At 65.9% G+C, this 18236-nt stretch carries 19 protein-coding genes; 4 read left to right on the top strand and 15 right to left on the bottom strand.

What is annotated here, in order from left to right; all coding sequences use genetic code 11:
• Positions 1-3 precede the first annotated feature (3 nt).
• The 8 genes from AKJ13_RS15505 to AKJ13_RS15535 form a co-directional block, all read right to left on the bottom strand.
• Entirely contained in the window at positions 4-459 is a 456-nt protein-coding gene (locus AKJ13_RS15505; RefSeq protein WP_050734154.1) for a hypothetical protein, read from the bottom strand.
• A gap of 73 nt (positions 460-532) precedes the next feature.
• Positions 533-1132, bottom strand: coding sequence for a head-tail connector protein (locus tag AKJ13_RS15510; protein ID WP_144426266.1), 600 nt, complete (start codon positions 1130-1132; stop codon positions 533-535).
• Between the two features lie 15 nt (positions 1133-1147).
• On the bottom strand, positions 1148-1315 hold the full coding sequence (locus tag AKJ13_RS31885) for a hypothetical protein (RefSeq protein WP_160320605.1): 168 nt from the start codon (positions 1313-1315) through the stop codon (positions 1148-1150).
• On the bottom strand, positions 1315-1764 hold the full coding sequence (locus tag AKJ13_RS15515) for a hypothetical protein (RefSeq protein WP_050734156.1): 450 nt from the start codon (positions 1762-1764) through the stop codon (positions 1315-1317). The genes AKJ13_RS31885 and AKJ13_RS15515 overlap by 1 nt, the downstream gene beginning before the upstream one ends.
• 96 nt (positions 1765-1860) lie before the next feature.
• On the bottom strand, positions 1861-3267 hold the full coding sequence (locus AKJ13_RS15520) for a phage major capsid protein (RefSeq protein WP_050734157.1): 1407 nt from the start codon (positions 3265-3267) through the stop codon (positions 1861-1863).
• Between the two features lie 75 nt (positions 3268-3342).
• Positions 3343-4407: an HK97 family phage prohead protease gene (locus tag AKJ13_RS15525; protein ID WP_050734158.1), complete on the bottom strand. Its 1065-nt coding sequence runs from the start codon at positions 4405-4407 to the stop codon at positions 3343-3345.
• Positions 4407-5831 (bottom strand): phage portal protein, encoded by a 1425-nt coding sequence (locus tag AKJ13_RS15530; RefSeq protein ID WP_050734159.1) that lies wholly within the window; start codon positions 5829-5831, stop codon positions 4407-4409. The genes AKJ13_RS15525 and AKJ13_RS15530 overlap by 1 nt, the downstream gene beginning before the upstream one ends.
• 198 nt (positions 5832-6029) lie before the next feature.
• Positions 6030-7274, bottom strand: coding sequence for a site-specific integrase (locus AKJ13_RS15535; RefSeq protein WP_082316968.1), 1245 nt, complete (start codon positions 7272-7274; stop codon positions 6030-6032).
• 667 nt (positions 7275-7941) lie between these two features.
• On the opposite strand from AKJ13_RS15535, the gene AKJ13_RS33105 reads away from it, so the two are divergent.
• Positions 7942-8070 carry a hypothetical protein gene (locus AKJ13_RS33105; protein WP_280137113.1) on the top strand — a complete coding sequence of 43 codons (129 nt, stop codon included), beginning with the start codon at positions 7942-7944 and terminating at the stop codon, positions 8068-8070.
• A gap of 143 nt (positions 8071-8213) precedes the next feature.
• Positions 8214-9107: a hypothetical protein gene (locus AKJ13_RS15545; RefSeq protein ID WP_144426267.1), complete on the top strand. Its 894-nt coding sequence runs from the start codon at positions 8214-8216 to the stop codon at positions 9105-9107.
• Positions 9108-9438: 331 nt separating this feature from the next.
• Here AKJ13_RS15545 and AKJ13_RS15550 read toward each other — a convergent pair whose 3' ends face one another.
• From AKJ13_RS15550 to AKJ13_RS15575, 6 genes are all read right to left on the bottom strand, one after another.
• Positions 9439-9618 carry a hypothetical protein gene (locus tag AKJ13_RS15550; protein WP_050734163.1) on the bottom strand — a complete coding sequence of 60 codons (180 nt, stop codon included), beginning with the start codon at positions 9616-9618 and terminating at the stop codon, positions 9439-9441.
• 641 nt (positions 9619-10259) lie between these two features.
• Positions 10260-10592 (bottom strand): nitrile hydratase accessory protein, encoded by a 333-nt coding sequence (locus tag AKJ13_RS15555; protein ID WP_050734164.1) that lies wholly within the window; start codon positions 10590-10592, stop codon positions 10260-10262.
• 11 nt (positions 10593-10603) lie between these two features.
• Positions 10604-11227, bottom strand: a complete 624-nt coding sequence (nthA, locus tag AKJ13_RS15560) for a nitrile hydratase subunit alpha (protein WP_050734165.1) — start codon at positions 11225-11227, stop codon at positions 10604-10606.
• A gap of 10 nt (positions 11228-11237) precedes the next feature.
• Positions 11238-11972, bottom strand: a complete 735-nt coding sequence (nthB, locus tag AKJ13_RS15565) for a nitrile hydratase subunit beta (RefSeq protein WP_050734293.1) — start codon at positions 11970-11972, stop codon at positions 11238-11240.
• Positions 11973-12001: 29 nt separating this feature from the next.
• Positions 12002-13009, bottom strand: a complete 1008-nt coding sequence (locus tag AKJ13_RS15570; protein ID WP_050734166.1) for a GTP-binding protein — start codon at positions 13007-13009, stop codon at positions 12002-12004.
• 219 nt (positions 13010-13228) lie between these two features.
• Complete coding sequence (locus AKJ13_RS15575) at positions 13229-13903, bottom strand: HD domain-containing protein (RefSeq protein ID WP_050734167.1); 675 nt, start codon at positions 13901-13903, stop codon at positions 13229-13231.
• A gap of 117 nt (positions 13904-14020) precedes the next feature.
• Here AKJ13_RS15575 and AKJ13_RS15580 point away from each other — a divergent pair, with 117 nt between their 5' ends.
• On the top strand, positions 14021-14998 hold the full coding sequence (locus tag AKJ13_RS15580) for a GlxA family transcriptional regulator (protein WP_050734168.1): 978 nt from the start codon (positions 14021-14023) through the stop codon (positions 14996-14998).
• Between the two features lie 591 nt (positions 14999-15589).
• On the opposite strand, the gene AKJ13_RS15585 is transcribed toward AKJ13_RS15580, so the two are convergent.
• The gene (locus AKJ13_RS15585; protein WP_050734169.1) at positions 15590-16474 is read right to left on the bottom strand and encodes a LysR family transcriptional regulator; all 885 of its coding nucleotides are present in this window, start codon (positions 16472-16474) and stop codon (positions 15590-15592) included.
• Between the two features lie 379 nt (positions 16475-16853).
• Between AKJ13_RS15585 and AKJ13_RS15590 the strand changes: the two genes are divergently transcribed.
• Positions 16854-18197 (top strand): HlyD family secretion protein, encoded by a 1344-nt coding sequence (locus AKJ13_RS15590; protein ID WP_082316969.1) that lies wholly within the window; start codon positions 16854-16856, stop codon positions 18195-18197.
• Positions 18198-18236 lie beyond the last annotated feature (39 nt).

Genomic DNA, 18236 nt, shown 5'->3' on the forward strand with positions numbered 1-18236 from the left:
AGGCTACGCGAACGTCGCCAAGGCGCTGTCGATCAGCGCAGCGAGCGGCGCGAGGGTGTCGGCCGCGACGGTCAGCGGCACGATCTGGCCGTCGCCCTCGTGGATCCAGCCCACATAGCCGCCGGCGCCGTCGTTCGGCAGGTTCGCCAGAAGCCAGTCGGTGACGGCCTTGCACGCGATGATCGAGCGCATGAATTCCGCGTCGATGTCGTAGTCAGGGGCCAGCAGCGCCTCCTTGGCGTACTCTGCCAGCCCCTCCACGCCCTGGATCGAACGGCCGACGCCCTGAGAACCGTTGAGCGCCTGGTACAGGCCGACCAGCGCGACGAGCGGGACGCGCGCTCCTGCATCGATCAGCCCCTTCAGGCCCCGCAGGTTGACGGAGCAGGTCTGGGCCGTGGCGATGACCAGCCGATAGGCGGTCTCTGCGGTCTGGGGCGCGCTGGTCGGCAGCGGCATGGCGAGGCCTCCTCGATCCAGATGAAGCTAGCGGGCCGGCCCAAGGCCGACCGAGACGGTCAGGCTGCCAGCCTCACGAATGGTTCGGGCTCACGCGGTAGCGGCCAGCGAGACTTCGCAGACCATATTCGATCTCGCGTGGGACGGTCCCGGCCGCGACCTCCCGGTTCACGTACCAGTGGCCGACAAGCAGCAGGATCGACTGCTTGAGCGGCATCGGCACCGCATCCGGATCCACGTGCCCTGCGGAGAAGCCGAGGCGGTAACTCCGCGGGCCGGCAGCGGTTGTCGGAGCTGCGCCGGGGGCGGCCAGGCGCGCAACCACCGCGAAGTTGTCCTGGGTCGCGGCCACGAAAGTGCCGGCGGGAGCCGGCTCATAGGTGCCGTTGACCAGGCGGGCGACCACAATCGCGTCGATGTCGCTGACGGGGCGCAAGGGCAGCTCGGCCGTCGTATCGATCGCCGGCAGGAAGCTCTCGAACTCCTCCGCCAGAAGGCAGTAGCCGTTCAGCCAGCCGTCGGGGCCGTGCAGGAAATCGAAGGCGGCGCCGATGAGGTCCTGGATCAGGTCGTCCTCATCGGCGTGGCGCACGCGCATATGCGCCTTCGCCTTCTCCCGCGTGACGACCTGCAGCTTCGCCGCAAGCGTCAGCGGATCGGAGATACGGCGCACGTCCACGTCGTCGCCTCACTTCGTCTCGTAGCCGCGGAGCGTGCCAGGCCGGGCCATCTTGTCGGCGCCCGGCCGCGTCACGGCCTTCGGCCGCTGGCGGTCTGCCCGGTAGCGGTCGAGCTCCGCATCGGACGAGCGGGTCGGGCGCGGGGTCTCCGCGCCGTCCTTGTGCTCGTCGGCCATCAGAGGGTGACGGTCCGCTGCGTGGTCAGGGCGTTCGCACCCGCGTCGGTGGCGGCCGACGTGGCGGTGCGCCGGGCGAGCTCGTCCTGGATCACCTTGTCCGCCTGCTCGGTGCTCAGGCCCGCATCGCTGCCGGAGATCTTCTTGGCCAGGGCGATGCGCTGGAGACGGTGGCTCTCACCCCAGGCGGCCGGGATCTCGATGGCGGACCTGCGCTCGGCCTCGGTGTCCAGCTGCGCCTGGCGCTGCTGCGCCGGCGCGGCGTTCAGCTGCACGATCGGCTCGGCCAGCCCGTCGTTGTACCAGCGCAGCGCCGTATAGGGCTCGGCCCCGCGGATATCCCCGACGCGCTCGGTGATCGTCGGGATCAGGAACGACATCGGCACGAGGCCGGTGTCCCCGTTCTTGATCCTCTGGAAATCCTCGACCGTGGCCACGTTCTTCGCCATGTCCGTCGTCCTCGTGATGCTGAAAGGGTCGGCGAAGACGTCGCCGCGGCGTGCCGCGCGCCAACTGATGCCAGCGCGCGGCTATGCGGACGGCGATCAGCCGGCGGTGGTGGAGGGCGAGCCCGCGCGGACGTGGGTCAGCCGGACCGCGGCCTTGGGCTGATCCAGGGCGACGTCGTGCTGCATCTCGCAGAGGATCGCGCTCATGTTCTGCTGCCAGAGCAGGACGAGCGTGCCGCCGTCGTCGATGGTCGCCTCGGTGGAGGTCTTCATGGTCATGCCCTCCTCCTCGGCGAAGAGCACATGGCCGAAGTCGACGAGGCCGAGGTCGCCCTCGTCGGTGTTGGCGCCACCGTTCTCGGCGAACTGGTTGGACACCAGGATGCGGATGCCCTTCCAGCGCGGGTTCACCGGATCGTCCACGCCCGGGTAGATCAGGTTGTTGTTGCCATCACGCAGATCCGCGAGGAACTGCATGAACCGGTAGCCCATGGTCCACTTCCAGGTGTCGGAGCGGACGATGTTGGCGCCGGTCATCGCCAGCATCATGCGGGACGCGACCCGGTCGAGCTCGGCCACGGTCGGCGCCCGGTTGTTGGCGAACAGTCCGGTGCCCGAGCCGTCGAGGACGGTGATGCCCGGCTGGTTGAAGATGCCGGTCGGCGTGGCTCCGACGCCCGTACCGAAGTACATGGCCGAATCCATCTTCAGACCCATCACCCGCTGAAGGTCGCTGCGGACGTATTCCTCGAGGCGGCCGATGGTCCACTTGGCCGCTTCGTTGGTCATGTAGACGATGCCGGCCAGCTTGTGGCTGCGCATGTCGATGTCGTCGAAGGTGGGCGCGCCGACCGGCTTCTTCGCGCCCTCGCCGACGTAGGCCGCGGTCGCCGAGCCGACGCCGCGGGCCTGCCGGTACGTGCCGCCGATGAGCTGCACGCGGCGCGGGTTGCCCTGGAGGAAGGTGGCGGCCGGGTAGAGAATCGGGATGATCTCCTCCGCGACCGGCTGCGGCAGGAGCACGTTGTTGGAGACGGTCGAGGCGAGGCCGGCCTTGAAGCGCTGCTCGCGCGCCTTGGCGTCGAACTCCTTGAGCGTCTCGCCGTAGCCTTCCTGCTTGAGCAGGTCGACCGGGCTGATGCGCTCGCCGGAGCCGCTCTCCTGCGACTGCTTGTTGAGGATGGCGGCCTTCACCTGGGCGGCGATCGGCAGGAGCGCCTTCTGGACGTCCTTCACCTGCTTGGCGGGGGCCGCGTAGGGGCGATGCTCGCCACCCTCGCCGCCGCCGGCCGGCTCGTTCGCTCCCTTGGTGGCGGCCGCCTCGATCGCCTGATCACGCTCGGCGAGCTTGATCAGCTCCAGCGTGTCCTCGCAGGACTTGAGGCCGCCGGTGTAGGCGTCCCGGTCCTCGGTGGAGGCGGTCTCGGCGAACGCCTTGGCCTTCAGGTCGACGAGCCGTGCACGACCGTCCTTCAGGCGCTGACGAAGCTCCTTGAGAGTCATATCGGATTTCCTCTTGAAGGGTGGCCGCGCCCGCAGGTCGCCACCGGGTTACCGCCTCGGCTAGCTGCGGGCGGATCAAGCGGCGCTGTGCAGCGCCATCTCTTCGTCGAGGGCGGCCTCACGGGCCTCCGCCTCGAGCAATGCGTGCCGCGCTTCGAGCGCGGGAATGTCCTTGGCGAACTGCTCGCGCAGCTTCTGCTCGGGCGTCGGCTCGGGTGCGGGCTTGGGCCCGTCCTCCTCGGGCTTCGGGTCCGCCGCCTCGGTCTTGCCCTTCAGGCCAAGCGCCTGAGCGAGCCGGGCGAGCACCCCGGGCTCCTTCTCGATCGCCTCGGCGAAGCGTTCGGCGTCGCTCGGCTTGACGGGCACCAGGACCGGTTCGTCGCCTTCGCCCGCTTTCACCTCGAAGGATTTGCCGCCGAACATCACCACGGTGCGATCGCCGCCCTTGCCCTGATCGTAGGCGACCTCGAACGCCTTGCGCGGGACGATCAGTCCCTTCTCGATCGACCAGGTGTCGAGCACCTCCTCGATCATCTCCCGGGCCATGACGTCGCCCGCGGCCGCGGCCTTGGCCAGCGCGGCGGGGTTGGCCGGGACGGTGCACGGCGAGCACTCGTAGAGCTCGGCCTCGTGGATCATGTAGCCCGGATAGAAGTAGTTGCCCTGCTGGTCCTCGGGGACCTCGCGGCGCTCGATCGCGATGGGCATGAACCCGATCGAGCAGGCGCGCACACTGCCGGCCTCGAAGTGCACGGCCAGGCGGTCCGCCATGGGCTCGCCCTTCACCAGAGTCAGCGTGCCCTCTGTGCGCTTCGGCCGGCCGCCGAGCGACTTCTCCAGATCCGACCACGTGCCCACCGGCGGGTCGCCGGCGCGGTGGGACCACGGGGCGACCGGGTTCTTCTCGAACTCGGTGGTGTCGAGGCCGGCCTGCACGACGATGTCGCGATCGCGGTCCTCGATCTCGGCCGACATGACGAAGCGGATGGTGCCCGCCTCCTTGTCGAACTTCGGCGCCTTCTCGATGACGTGGGCCGCCTTGATGATCACGCCCGAATCCCGGGCGAAGTGCTTGCGCTCCACGCCGCCGTAGCCGCGCGAGCCGAGGTATTCTTCGATCGAGACGCGCTTCGAGGGCATCAGGCTGCTCCTGCGGAATGGACGAGCCGTGGGCCGGCCTTGCCAGCGTTGTTGTCGGGGCTCTCATCCTCACCGGCGCCGGGCTGCGTCGCGTTCTGGCCGGTGGCTGCCTGGATGACGTTCCCGGCCCGGTCGACGAGGGCCATGGTGACGGGCACGGTGCGGACCTGGCCGCCCTGTCCAAGCGGATTCAGCCGGAACGGCATGATCTCGCGCGCCTCGTCGATCTCCATGATGCCGGTGCTCATGCCGGTCTTCACGAGCTTCTCGATCGTGTCCGGATCGTTCGACATCAGCGCCGAGCGGTCGAACTGGAGGCTGTATCGAGGCCAGTCGTCCTGCGGCAGCGAGTGGTTCCGGAACTTCGTCTCGAAGTTGAACGCCAGCGGCATCAAGCAGTCGTTCACATACTGCCGGTTCATCGACGCCATGTTGTTGTAGGCGACCGATTCCAGCGCGTAGATCCGGTGCGGCGGCACATCCATCAGGCCGCAGATCCGCATCACGGCCTGCGTGAAGCTGTCCTTGCTCTGGGCGTCCACCGCGTTGATCGCGATCGCCTTCGCGGTGAGGCCCGCTTCGAGCAGGATCGCCTCGCCAGTGCCGCTCGCCCGCCGGGCAGCCTCGCGCAGCTGATCCTTCAGCCGCCGGAAGGCCGCTTCGCCCATGTCCGAGTTGGGGAAGCCCTCCTTGGTCTCGAACACCAGCGGCTGCTTGCCGTCGTTGCCGAAGAGCTTGGTCTGAAAGCGCCCGATCGCGGACAGCAGATCGAGGTTCGGCGACCCCAGAACGACGTTCGACAAACCGTTGACGCCGTCGAGGAGCCGCCCGCGCAGATGGATCATCTCGTGCTCGGGCACGATCAGGTACGTGTCGCCGAGAACCGCGCGGTCGTATTCGGTGGCGGCCACGATCTCGTAGAAGATGTTGCCGCGGTCGCTGACGCGCATCCGGGCCCGGCCCGGCATGATCGTGATGTACTCCTCGATCGTGTCCTCGCGGTCGCGCGGGGTGTAGATGTAGGCGTTCTGCGCCACCTCATGGTGGAGCACGACCATCCGCCAGAACTCCGGCCAGGTCATCGCCGTGTGGTTCGGCTTGGTCATCAGGTGGTAGGCGAGCTCGCCCTTCACCGGCTCGACCATCTGCCAGCCGCGGCCGTTGCGGCGCCACTGCAGCATCTCGGCCTTCGAGATGTCCCGGGCCTTCACGTCGGCGCACTGGATCAGCAGGGCCAGACCTGTGGCGCTGCCCTGGTAGAAGCCGGAGCCGACGCCGAGGAAGCCGAGATCGTCCCAGCCGCGGTCGTACATCTCGCGGGCTATCGTCTCGCGCTGGTCCTGGGCCGGCCCGGAGTAGACGAGCTGCCCCGCCTCCTCCGACTTGGCGAGCCCCGCCCACATCTCGGCTTCGGTCTGCGGCATGTTCAGAATCCGATCAGCCCACGTTCCATGTAGATCGACGGCTTCTCGACCTTCACGCCGGCCGGGATGCTGCCGCTCTCGTGCGCCAGCCGGGCCGCGTTCGCGTTGATCGCCGCGTCGAAGCCGTCGATCGAAGCCTTCGATCCGGGCTTTGCCTTCTTGGGCAGGACGTTGTCGTTGGGATTTCGCCGAATGATTTCAGCGGCTTATCTCCGGCGTCGCAACAGTTGCGCAAATGGCGGAGCCAAGCGTGACGGCGGCCGCGGTCTCGGACAGGGCCGGAACGTCGAGCAGACGGTTGGCAAGGCGGCCCATCACCTCGGCGTGCCGGACCACGGGCAGCACTGGGTGCGCGTACACCTGGAGCGTCATGTCGAACTTACTGTGGCCCATCAGGCTCGCTACCGTGGGCAGATCCATGCCGTTCGCAATCCACCAGGAGGACGCGAAATGCCGGAGCGCGTGGAAGTGGAACGAGCCTTTCCCATCGTCCAGGCCAGCCCGACGTAGGAGTGGCCGCCAGTGCGCGCCGTGGAAGTTGCTCGGGCGGATCTGCAAGCCGGTGTCTGTGCGGAAGACGAGATTTCGCTCGTTCTCGACGAAGTAGTGGCTCAGCCACCGCGACAGCAGCGCCGAGAGGTGGACCGGCATAGGAACGTCACGCACACCGGCCTCGGTCTTCGGTCCTTTCACTTCGTCGAACCGGCTAAGGGCCGTCCGGACGCGGATCATGCCCTCGTCGAAGTCCAAGGAATCCAGGGTCAGGCCGACGATCTCGCCGTAGCGGAGTCCGCAGAACGCCGCGAGATGCACGAAGCATTTCAGACGGAGGAAGGTGATCGGGTGCTGCCAGAACGCTCGATCCTCGGCCGCCTTCAGAAGGTCGCGGACCTGTTCCGTTGTGAAGGTCCGAACCTTCGGCATCTTCAGGCCGCGCATGAGTTTCAGGGCCGGCGTGATCGGATCGGATCGCAAATAGCCCCGGCGGCGCCCGAACTCACACGCTTGCCTCAGATAGAAAACGTGGGACCGGGCGGTACGCGGTGAAAGCTTGTGAGACTTCATCAATGTCCGAAACAAGTCTTCAACGTGTGCTACCCGCAGCTCGGAAACTTTTATATTGCCGAGGTTCGGGATTAGATGCAGATCAACCGACCGGCGCAAATTGCCCATCGAGCTAAGGCCGATCTGTTTCGCCTCAACTCTGTCCTCGTTCTCCTTGATCCACTCGTCGCACATCCGCTTGACGGTCACGGTGCCATCGAGCATATGGACGTTGCCTCTAGCTATGTCGTCTTCAATCTTACGCTTGAAAGTATCGGCATCCTTCTTCCGAGCAAAACTCTTAGATTTGTGCTTGCCTGAAAGTAGATACCGAACTTCCCAGGCTGATCGTTGCTCCCCCTTCGGTGTGGTCCACTCGCGCTTGTTAACACTCGCCATCTCGGTTCTCCTGAATTGCCGCCACCGGCGTGAGATTCCCCGGGGCGTGGATCGTGGGCTCGAAGAGGGGTATCAGCGCGCCCGCCGTGCTCTGCGGGCCAGCCTCCCGGCCGCCACGAGCCATTCACCCGCCCAGGTTCATCGCGGCGTCGATTTCGGCGCGAAGAAATCGATCCGGGCAGAGTGAGTGCCGGCCCACCGGACGTCGATGTGAGCGAGGAAGGCGAGGATACGGCCCATCAAGCCGAACCTCCGTTGTGACCCACGCCTCCTGCTGCGCAGGCAGTTGCGCCGAGATCGATCTCGATGCCGGCCTCGGCGTAATAGTGATCTAGGTCGTCTCCGATTGCCCGAAGTGTGGCGTCGACGGGTTCCGGCGGCTCCATTGCGTGGATGGCCTGGGTGACGGGGCCGAACTAACGCCTCGGCCCCTGACGTATTAACCGGTCCTGCCGCTTCCAAAGATGTAATAAGGTGATGCTATAGGCGCGCGAAGCCGTCGCCGCTCTCTATAACAGAGTGGTGGGGTTAGAGCGGTGACGGAAGTTGTACCTTCCCCTCGGCCTGCTTTTTTGATACGCAAGAATGTATGTGGATGTCAATTCCTGATGCGCAGAAAAGACGTGGCCGGCCCGCGACCGGTGTAACGCCGCAACAGGGTGTCCGCATGTCCGATGACTTGCTGGCCGGCGTCGAGGCCTGGCGCGAGGCGCAAGCGGATCCAAAGCCTTCGCGTGCGGAAGCCATCCGCCGCATCCTCACAGATCACCTCCGCGCGAAAGGCTTCCTGAAGTAGGATCTCGCCGCAACGCTTCGACCGGGACTCGACAAACGGGTTCCGCATCGGGCGCCTTCATCCCTCGGTAATCTCGTGGCAGACAATTTAGGCATAGGACTCGATGTAGTCGAGTTCGTGCTTCAGAGTCGTGGAGGCGCACTGTGCCGGGTCCGGACGCTGAAGGTCCTCGCGTTGCGCGACTGCGCCGCGAACTTGTGGCCGAGCTCGGTGGCAACCTCGACCCGCAGCGCCAAAGTCTCGGCGCCCTGATCCATCACTACCTCGTACGCGCCCGCCGGCTGATCCCGACCGCCAAGCGTCGCGTCTTCTTCGTACGCCGGTTCTGGGATGGCAACCTCGTGACCCGCCACCTCGACACGGTATTCGCAATGGCACGGCTAATCGAGGAAGGCGCTGACCTAACGCCGTACCTGTCGAGCCGAGCGCATCGGCCAGGCAAGCATCCGCGCGACGCGCAGCACGATGGGGATTTCGGCCTGGCCGCCTACGATGTGCATCACCTTCATTTCGATCCCGTCGATCCGGTCGGTCCGCGCAAGACCCGGCAGAAGGACAGGGAGGACGCAATGCTGTTCGCGACCTTCGGCCGAGAGGATGCGGCGTTTATCATGGTCGGCACGCACAAAAGCTTCCACGACGGGACGCTTGAGAATGCCGTCGTCCAGGCCCGCGCCGATGCCGGTCACATGGTGCTGAAGGGGATTAAGGGAGAGTCGGGCTTCACCGCGCTGCAGCGGACGAAGATGGGCCTGCGGGGACTGAACGCGGCGGTCGCGATCGGCGGCGAAGCCGTCATCAGCTCAATGGTAATGGGCAATGGCAGCTCCATGCGGACGCTGCGCATGGCCGATTTTGCCGCGTGGCGGATTCAGGATGTCGACCCGATCCTCGACGATATCGAGCGGGCCAGGGCGCTCCTCGGACCGCGTGTGCCGGACGATCCCGACTTCGCTTGGGCCTTCGATCGGACCCGCCTGGTGCTGGTCGAGACCAAGAGCCGCATGGGGTTTAACTTCGCCGATCAGCCGGATTGAACTTGGCGTGGTGCTCGGCCGCATTTATCTGCCGAACGAGAGAGCCGAGTTTCTCGTCGCACCGATCCATCAGATTCATTGGCTCCCGCACAAGTGCTCGCTGAGCGTTCTGAAGTCACTAGGCTCGTCCTCGTGCCCGGCTAGCGGTGGGTTCTCGGCCGCTAGCCGCGGTAGGAGCGCCGGGGCCTCAATACTGGCTTTTCCGGCCTCGCCAGATTTTTTTTCTCACGTTGCTCGGAAAATGGCTTCCCATTCGGTTGCCACTCCCTTGCTCGCGATCCTTAATCGAGGCCCCCTATCCCTTTCGGCATTGGGGTGATTGATGATGGCTTCACGCGGCATGGGCACGGCCTCCCATGTCTGAGGTGGTGATTGGCATGCTGAAGCGCTGAACCAATCCGTCGAAGTCGGCTCTGACATCGAGATGAAGACGGGCGATGGCTGCGAGACCGGTCGCCACCTCGCGCCACCGCGCATCGTCCAGGTCGGACACGGTGGTGGCGAGCGCCATTCGGTATTTGGAGGTGAGGCCGTTCTAATGTCGATGGACGGCCATGATGCCGACGTTGAACCGAATGGTCACCCTGCGAGGCCGACGCCGGCAGAACAGGCGGCTTCGATCGCCCCAAGCTGTGAGTGCGTGCCTGCGATGCTCCTGTGGCCGAGAATCATCCTGACTGAGGTATCGAAGGACATGCGGGCGGGCTCCTCCGGCTGATCCGGATTGAGGGACCCGTGGCCGACTCTATACCGGCTGGCCCTTTGGAATGTTGCGGCGCCGGTTAGGCGGATGGCGACGTGAGAACGTCTCGTAGAACTGTGTCTCACATAAAGGTGCACCGGCGTTTGGCGCAGCGCCGACATCAAATGGGTTGGATCTGACGCCCGGTACACGCTGCAGAGGTAGAAGAGCGCCGTAAGCCGTCATTAGGTTGCCTCCAAAAGCCGCCAGTCCGCTTTGCGCCCATCTCGGCCGCTCAGCCGCGTCTCGCGGACTCTCCGAAGCGGACGCTGTGGCAGCACAGCTTGTGGGTCTTAGTTGTGCCCATTGCTGCCGAGCAGTAGTCCGTGGCCGGATCCCAAGAGTGGACTTTACTCAGCAATGAGCCAGCACGCACAACATACGCATCTGTGTGGCCTTGTCAGAGTGCCTTAGGCCGTTGACAGTGTTTGGACCAAAGGAGCGGCTATGCCCGAACCGAAATGGATCCGCGTCACGCGTTCAAGGGCATTCAGCCAGCACTCGTAGTAGTCCCAATTCGGGTCGTCGCGGGAATGGGATGACTCCCACGCCGCGATTTCCGCGATCAACGCCTGCCGGAAGTCCTCCCACTCGAAGTGGCCGTCCCGGGCAAGGGCCACGGCCAAACCGAACGCCTGCCGCTCCCAGGGCTGATGGAAGCAGAGGCTGCCGTTAGCGCGGGGCGGCGTGTCAGGCTGCCCCATCATGCTGGCGACGGCGAAGTGCTCGAAGCTCGTCTGCACGACGGATGCCCTCAGGCCGCTATCGGCAGGGCGATGGCAACGCCCATCATCGCCTCTGGCGTGACCAGCTTCGCGAGGTCGTCCTCGCTCATGCCCTGGGTGCCGTCCGGCCGCTCCGGAACGACGAACCAGCGGATCTGGGCCGAGCTGTCCCAGGTGCGGATCTCCTTCGCGGGGTCGACTTCCAGGCCGAACTCCTTGAGTACCGCCCGCGGCTCCCTCGCCGCGCGGGCACGGAAGGACGGGTCCTTGTACCAGTAGGGCGGCAGCCCCAGCACTGGCCAGGGATAGCAGGAGCACAGCGTGCAGATGATGAGGTTATGGATCTGCGGCGTGTTCGCGACGGCGCGCATGTGCTCGCCTTCCGCGCCCGCCGCACCCGTGGGCAGGCCAAGCTGCGCGACGGCCGCCATCGTGTCGGTCACGAGCAGCGCCTTGAAGGCGTCATCGGTCCAGGCCCTCGCCACGAGCTTGGCGCCATTGAACGGTCCCATCTCGGTGGCGAAGGTCTGCATGACCTTGCCGACGGTCTGATCGGTGATAACGCCCTTCTCGATCAGCAGGGCTTCGAGCGCCCGCACGCGCGCCGCGTTGCGCGCTTCACGGTCCTGGGGATAGGCGAAGCGGTCGGTCATCGGTTCTCCCTCACGCGGCGGCCCGGTCCTGGACCGGGCGCACGTAGGCGTCGAACAGGTCGGCGTAGATGAAGAAGCCGGGCTCGGCGTTGCCGGGCCAAAGGTGCTGCGGGTCGAACTTTACGCAGTAGACCGGCATGGCCGGGCCGATGCCGTCGGGCCCCGTCGAGCACAGATAGCTGAACGCATCGTCGTAGACGGTCTCGACGACCCCGACCTTATTGCGCAGGTAACCGGGCAGGCGGGTGTGCTCGACCGTTTGCGGGTCGGCGACCAGCACCTCATCGCCCACGGCGAAGCGCGGCTTGTCCGCCCACTGGTGCCAGGGCGAGTCGCCGTCCATCAGGTACTTGTGGATGCGGTCGTCGATCTCCGGCGTACCGCCCGACGGCAGCGGCTTGGCCGGATCGGCGAGGTACTCGCCCGTGCGCGCGTCGAGCTCGGCCTGCGTGATGTACCCGTTGGCGACGAAATAGCCCGAGATGCCCCCCAGCCATTTCTCGTAGTAGCGGTACTTGAAGTAGTCGAAGGGGTTCATTGCCTCGGCGCCCTTGCGCAGGTCGGCCCAGGTCCAGACCGTGCGGAAGGTACTGGAGGTCTGCGGCAGGTTGAGCTGCGGGCTGAGCGCCATCATGGCGGTGTGGATGCCGAAGATCCGCTCCTCCCAGGGCTCGACGAAGACGCGGAGCTCTGGCTGGACGGGGTCGAGGCCTTCGAGGCCGCCGAGGGTGTGCTGGAGCTTCATGAGGCCTCCGTTCAGCTCTGCGAAGTCGCTCAGGCCGCCTGCGCCGCCCGGCACTGCGCCAAGCCTGCCGCGATCTCCTCGGCATCAAGGTTGCGGCCGATGAACACCAACTCGCCGCGCCGTGGCTCGCCGGGGCCCCACGGTTTGCCGGGCCGACCGTCGAGGGTCATGTGCACGCCGTGGAAGACGTAGCGCCGCACCTCGCCGACCAGGGCGACGATGCCCTTGATGCGCAGGATGTCGGGCCCCTTTGCCTGCACGAAGCGGTTCAGCCACTGGAAAAATGTCGTCGGATCGAGGTCTCCCTCGGGGCGGAGCGAGACGCTCGCAATGGCGTCGTCGTGCTCGTGTTCCACGTCCGATAGGAGTTCCGGCTCAATAGCCAGCGCGTTCTTCAAATCAAAAGCGTGGATGCCGAGCACCTCCCCGGCCGGGACCGCCCCGTCCCGCATGCGCCGGATGCGAGCGAGCGGATTGATGCGACGGAGCTCGGTCTCGCAGGCTTCCAGGGCAGCCTCGTCGACGAGGTCGGTCTTGTTGAGGAGGAGAAGGTCAGCGAAGGCGATCTGCTCCCGCGCGACGTTCTCCCCGCCCGCCGCCTCTACCTCCTTGCCCATGGACAGCCAGAGCGGGTTGTGACGGGCATCGACGACGGTCACGAGCGCGTCGAGTTCGGTTCGTGCCCTGAGATGCTCGTCGAGCATAAAGCTTTGGATGACGGGTGCCGGATCGGCGAGGCCCGTGGTCTCGATCAGGATGCGGCGCACCGGTTGCGGCCGCGCGAGTAGGCGTCCGATGGTTGTGACGAGGTCGGCGCGGACCGTGCAGCAGATGCAGCCATTGTTGAGCTCAATCACGTCCTCGTCGACGCCTACCACCAGTTGGCCGTCAATGCCGACCTCGCCGAATTCGTTGACTATGACGGCCGTCTTCTCGGCTTCGCCCTGCGCGAGCAACTGGTTGAGAAGGGTGGTCTTTCCCGATCCCAGGAAACCCGTGAGCACCGTGACAGGCACCTTTGCCGCCGTCGCCGCCATGCGTCACCTCGACCTTGTTCCGCTTCGGTGCCGCTAAGATTAGGCGGTCGCATGTGCCGGCGTACAGTTTGGCGTCACGACAGATCCTGCCAGATCAAACGCAGTTTCGGACACGCCTGAGTGGGGTGGTCACCAATAAGGCATCCGATGCAGCGCCCCCCTCTGCAGGCGGCGTGCCGTGCAGGCTACCGGCCCATCCGGGCGACCGGCCGGCGATCCTCAATTATGCCCGCCACAGCCGCAGCCCGCCGCCTGCGTGCCGCCCCAGCGGGAGGCGCGGATCACGCTGCAGAAATTTCCCTTGCGGAAGCCCGGCTCCTTGTCGGCGATGACATCGGCCTTCACGTTGCCGAAGGTGGTGTCCGGCTTGTGCCGGATGCCGTCGTAGAAGGCCTGGATGATGTCTTCCTTGAAATCCGGCGTACGGGGAAAGGCGGAGACGACCGCCTGCCGCTCGGCATCGGAATACTGGCTGTAGGTCAGGCCCAGCACGTCCATCTCGACGCCGGCCGTGACCAGCGCGACCACCGGATGCATGTGGACCGGAATGCCGGGCGTGGTGTGCAGCGCGATGGCCGTCCACACGGTGTAGACGTCCGCCTCGGGCACGCCGTGCGCCTTCAGGAACTCGCGCGCGGCGTTGGCCCCGTCGACCTCGAAGCGTTCCTCGGCGCTGCTGTGGTCGGGCATCAGACCGACGTCGTGGAACATGGCGCCCGCGTAGAGCAGCTCGCGGTCGAAGGTCAGGCCGCGATGCGCGCCGGCGAGCGCGCCGAACTGATAGACCCGGCTCGAATGGTTGAAGAGCAGCTCCATCTCGGTATCGCGGACGAACTCCGTGATCGCCCGAGCGAGCTTGCTATCGGGGATAGCGGCTTCCTGGCCGATGCTCATGGACGGGCTCCTTTGCGCTGCGTGTCGTCCTGAGCTAGGAAAAGCCGAGTTTGGCATCAATCGCCCTGTTACGACGATTTCTGACAACGTGCCTGCACCGTCGGACACCGGATACTCATGACAGCTCGGTCAGTCGCCCTTCTCGCCTTGCCCGACGTCCAACTTCTCGACGTGGCCGGTCCGCTTGACGTCTTCGCCGAGGCGAATGCCCAATGCGGTCGGGAAATTTACAGCCTCGCCCTCGTCGGGACCGCACCGGGCCCGATCACGACCTCGTCGGGTCGGCGGTTGCTGCCGGATCTCATCGCTCCCGCTGCTGCGGGCCCGGCCTTCGACACGCTCCTGGTCGCCGGCGCGCCTCGGATGCACGAGGCGGCGCTCGGGGCCGAGCTCCTCGCGTGGCTCCGCGCTGCGGCGACCCGCTGTCGTCGCTACGGCTCCGTCTGCAGCGGGGCCTTCCTGCTCGGGCAGGCCGGTCTTCTGGATGGTCGCCGCGTGACGACGCACTGGGCTGTGGCGGAGGTGCTGGCCGAGCGCTTCCCTGAAGCGCAGATCGAGGCAGATGCGATCTGCCTGTTTGACGGGCCGCTTCGGACCGCCGCTGGGGTCACGGCGGGGCTCGACCTCGCGCTGGCACTGGTGGAGGAGGACCTCGGGGCTGAGGTCGCCCGGCGGGTGGCGGCTCAACTCGTCATGTTCTTCAAGCGCGGCGGCGGCCAAATGCAGTTCAGCCGGCGCGGCGTCAGCGCACCATCTGGGCGCTCGGCACTGCAGGAGATCCAGCGCTGGGTAGCCGCGCACCCGGCCGAGGATCATGGCGTCGACAGGCTGGCCGCCCGGACCGGCATGAGCCCTCGCCACTTCGCGCGGGTATTCCGGGCTGAGACCGGCCTGACCCCTGCCGCCTACGTCGAGACCGTACGGATCGAGGCTGCCCGCCGCCTCCTGGAGACGGGCGAAGTCGCCCTCAAGCAGATCGCTGGCGCCTGCGGGTTCCGGGACGCCGACACGCTGCGGCGCGCCTTTGTCCGGCGGGTCGGCACCACGCCCGCCGAGTACCGGCGCCTGCATGCCCCGGGTGACACTCGACCATGACGGGCACAGGAGCTCGTTCGCGGCGCGCCGCTCGGGAAGCCGCATAATTGTTCGGCCGCGACGCGCGGTCTGGCGGCGGGGCTCGGCTTCACCAGATCGGACGCCGTGACCGTGATGGGGGTCAAGGGAGAGGTCACGGCCAGGGCCCTGCGGCCGACGGTGACGTTTCTCGTCAACGTCCTGGGGTGCCCGGAGCGTCCCCTGTCGTCGGCTTCTGCACGATTTCTTCAGCTGGTCCGGGGCGCCGTCCAAGATAGAGCGTGAGCGATGGTGTGATGCCGGCAACTTCCGGCGCTAGCGAGATCTCGTTCATTCAAGGCCGGGACCAGCTGAAGCGGGAACATCCGCTTTCCGGGCGCGCTGCTCCGGAGCAGACCGGCGGCTTCCGGCCAGTTCCGGTCCCAGTCGTGGGCGCGTCCGAATGGCTGGTTTGGGTGAATTTCGGCTCATCCGTTTTGCGGATTGGGATCGGGAGAAGCTGACTTCGAGCGAACAGCTTAATTTCGAAGTAGCTGCGTCGGATCAGGTCAGCCGGAACTGCGTACCTTCGGACACCGGTCCATACCAACGCGTTGCTGCGGCGGCATGGACTCATAGAAATAGGTCACGAACCTGCTCGAACATACTGGCTAGTTCCTCGGCGACAGCGTGGATCGACGGGTCTTTCCTATCGCGACTGCGGGTAAGTAGGAAGACATCCTTGCTCGGCGGCACGGGGCGGAGATCAATAAATCTCAAAAGCGGGTCGCTGCGACCGATGTAATGGGGGAGGAGCACAAGCCCAGCACCGGACCGCGCGGCAATTGATTGGGCGAACTGGTCGTGTGCCCGGAAGGCCAGGCGCGCCCGTGGGAAATGCCGCGCCACCCACGCCGCTTCGGGCAGATACGCATCCGCCTCGTCGAACCCGATGAAGACCGGCTCGGAGCCCGCCTCGACCGAACGGCATGCCTCGTCCGCGCCATAGAACCCGTACCCAACGGTCGTGAGCGGACGTGCGATCACGTCACCGTCTGCGGGGCGCACAAAGCGGACCGCGATGTCCGCCTGATGGCGCTCCAAGCTGATGGATCGATGGTTCGCCGCCAGATCGATGTTGAGCCTCGGATAACGTGACGCCAACGTCGCGAGGCGCGAAGCCAGGAATCCGTTTGACATCGCAGGTGGTGCATTGATCCGCACCAAGCCGCTGGGGCCTTCATCCACGCCGCCGCGACTGAGAACTTGGGCTGCCTGTTCCATATCGCTCGCGGCTTCGAGCGCATGGGTACCAGCAGACGTCAGGGCATAGCCTTCAGGCCGCCGTTCGACGAGTTTCTCACCCAGGCTGCGTTCCAGGGAGAGGAGCCGCCGTGAGACCGTCCCATGGTTCACGCCGAGCGTCCGGGCCGCCGCGGACAAGCTGCCGTGCCGCGCGAGAGCCAGGAAGATCCGCACATCCTGCCAGTCGAGTTCTGTGCGTTTTTTATCAGCCACTGATCAAAGATAACGAGTTTTTTGGCTGACGTCAGCTCCGTACATGCTGCCCTGTGAGACGGCCGCGCATGTGCCGCTGCAGGACGTCAGCAATGACGGACATGGCGTATCCTGTTCGAGGGCGTCGGTTTGGCCGGCATTGAGGCTGCGCTGCAGGGCGGTCTTGGCCTGTGCGTCGGCCCGCGTTCGATGCCGATGTACGGTGTTGAGCGGATCGAACCTTGCAGTGGCCTTCCGCCCCCGACGGATGCCGAGTTCGTCATGGTCGGACCCTGAGACCCCGAAGACGGCGTCGTTCAAGCCGTGGCGGGACTGTTGGAACGTCTGGCCTATGGAGGGTTCCGGGTTAAGGGCGCGATCGGCGGGGAACACCAGTGCGATGTCTGAGGCGGACAAGACGGACGACCGAGATGGCGAGACGTCGGGCGCGAACGGCGGATCAGGGCACAAGTCTCCTCAAGACCGCAACTCGGGAGACGACGGTGAAAAATCCCAGCCGTCGAAGGGTGACTATGACGAAACGGGTGAAGAGGCGGGCGATCAGGCGGGCAAACCTTCGCAGGACGAGACGGGAAAAGCCCAGGAGGATGGGACCGACGAGCTTCGGGAAAATGAGGAGGAGAAGTCCAAACAAGTCCCGCGCCGCTGGCCTCTGATCACCGCCGCGCTAGTCATTGTAGTCAGCGTAGGCGTCATCCTGTTCGTCATCTTCCGGCCCAGGCCGAACGTCTGGACCAATGATGCCTACGTGCGAGTGCACTACGCGACCATCGCCCCGCGCGTCTCTGGACAGGTCGTCGCCGTGCCGGTCGACAACAACCGGGAGGTCAAGGTCGGCGACCTGCTCGCCCGGCTCGATCCCGGCGACTACCAAACCGCAGTCGCCGGCGCGCAGGCGCAACTGGAGCGCGACGAGGCTCAGTCGGCCGACGTCTCGGCAAACATCGAGCGCCAGCCCGCGCTCATCGACCAAGCCGCGGCCGAGGTTGAGGCGGCCCGCGCGCGCCTAGGCTTCGCGGAAGTCGACGCACGCCGCTACACCAATCTTGCAACTACGGGCGCGGGCACCAATCGCCAACATCAGGAGGCCGACGCCAACCTTGTTGCCGCACAGGCGAGCCTGCGCTCGGCACAGGCCCAACTCACGGCCAACAGGCGTCAGCTCGACGTCCTTAAGGCGCAAAAAGCCGCTTCAGAGGCCACCGTCAGGGCCGACCGGTCGCGCCTGGAGCAGGCCAACCTCAACCTGAGCTACACCCACCTTTTCGCCCCCGTCGAAGGCATGGTTGCCCAGCGATCTGTCCAAGTCGGCAACGTTGTGTCGCCTGGCGCGACCCTGATGACGGTCGTGCCGCTGGCACAGGTCTACGTTGAGGCAAACTATCGCGAGGTCCAACTCGAGCACATCCGGACGGGCCAACCCGTCACCATCTACGTCGACGCATACGACATCATTCTGCGCGGACGGGTCAACGCGGTGCCGGCGGCCAGCGGAGCCACGTTCTCGCCGATACCGCCAAACAACGCCACGGGCAATTTTACCAAGATCGTCCAGCGCCTGCCGGTGCGCGTCGACATCGAGCCAGGCCAGCCGCTAGCCCGACTCCTGCGGGCCGGTTTCTCCGTCGAGACCACGGTCCACACCGAGTTGGAAGACGTCGTTGCCGAGCAGTCCCGGACGGAGCGCCCGGTGACGGAGCGGCGCACGGTGACGGACGAATGATGGTATCGATGCAGCGGAACAGCCGCCGTAGATGGCCTG

Source organism: Methylobacterium sp. ARG-1 (assembly GCF_001262595.1).
In the GTDB taxonomy this organism is placed as follows: domain Bacteria; phylum Pseudomonadota; class Alphaproteobacteria; order Rhizobiales; family Beijerinckiaceae; genus Methylobacterium; species Methylobacterium brachiatum.

Excerpts from the sequence above, each read along its gene's own strand:
- AKJ13_RS15525 (WP_050734158.1), bottom strand. The coding sequence starts at position 4,407 with ATGCCCTCGAAGCGCGTCTCGATCGAAGAATACCTCGGCTCGCGCGGC.
- AKJ13_RS15570 (WP_050734166.1), bottom strand. The coding sequence starts at position 13,009 with ATGGCGGCGACGGCGGCAAAGGTGCCTGTCACGGTGCTCACGGGTTTC.
- AKJ13_RS15580 (WP_050734168.1), top strand. The coding sequence starts at position 14,021 with ATGACAGCTCGGTCAGTCGCCCTTCTCGCCTTGCCCGACGTCCAACTT.
- AKJ13_RS15590 (WP_082316969.1), top strand. The coding sequence starts at position 16,854 with ATGTCTGAGGCGGACAAGACGGACGACCGAGATGGCGAGACGTCGGGC.
- nthB (WP_050734293.1), bottom strand. The coding sequence starts at position 11,972 with ATGAAGCTCCAGCACACCCTCGGCGGCCTCGAAGGCCTCGACCCCGTC.
- nthA (WP_050734165.1), bottom strand. The coding sequence starts at position 11,227 with ATGACCGACCGCTTCGCCTATCCCCAGGACCGTGAAGCGCGCAACGCG.
- AKJ13_RS15535 (WP_082316968.1), bottom strand. The coding sequence starts at position 7,274 with ATGGCGAGTGTTAACAAGCGCGAGTGGACCACACCGAAGGGGGAGCAA.
- AKJ13_RS15520 (WP_050734157.1), bottom strand. The coding sequence starts at position 3,267 with ATGACTCTCAAGGAGCTTCGTCAGCGCCTGAAGGACGGTCGTGCACGG.
- AKJ13_RS15575 (WP_050734167.1), bottom strand. The coding sequence starts at position 13,903 with ATGAGCATCGGCCAGGAAGCCGCTATCCCCGATAGCAAGCTCGCTCGG.
- AKJ13_RS15550 (WP_050734163.1), bottom strand. The coding sequence starts at position 9,618 with ATGGCGCTCGCCACCACCGTGTCCGACCTGGACGATGCGCGGTGGCGC.
- AKJ13_RS15505 (WP_050734154.1), bottom strand. The coding sequence starts at position 459 with ATGCCGCTGCCGACCAGCGCGCCCCAGACCGCAGAGACCGCCTATCGG.
- AKJ13_RS15515 (WP_050734156.1), bottom strand. The coding sequence starts at position 1,764 with ATGGCGAAGAACGTGGCCACGGTCGAGGATTTCCAGAGGATCAAGAAC.
- AKJ13_RS15530 (WP_050734159.1), bottom strand. The coding sequence starts at position 5,831 with ATGCCGCAGACCGAAGCCGAGATGTGGGCGGGGCTCGCCAAGTCGGAG.
- AKJ13_RS31885 (WP_160320605.1), bottom strand. The coding sequence starts at position 1,315 with ATGGCCGACGAGCACAAGGACGGCGCGGAGACCCCGCGCCCGACCCGC.
- AKJ13_RS33105 (WP_280137113.1), top strand. The coding sequence starts at position 7,942 with ATGTCCGATGACTTGCTGGCCGGCGTCGAGGCCTGGCGCGAGGCGCAA.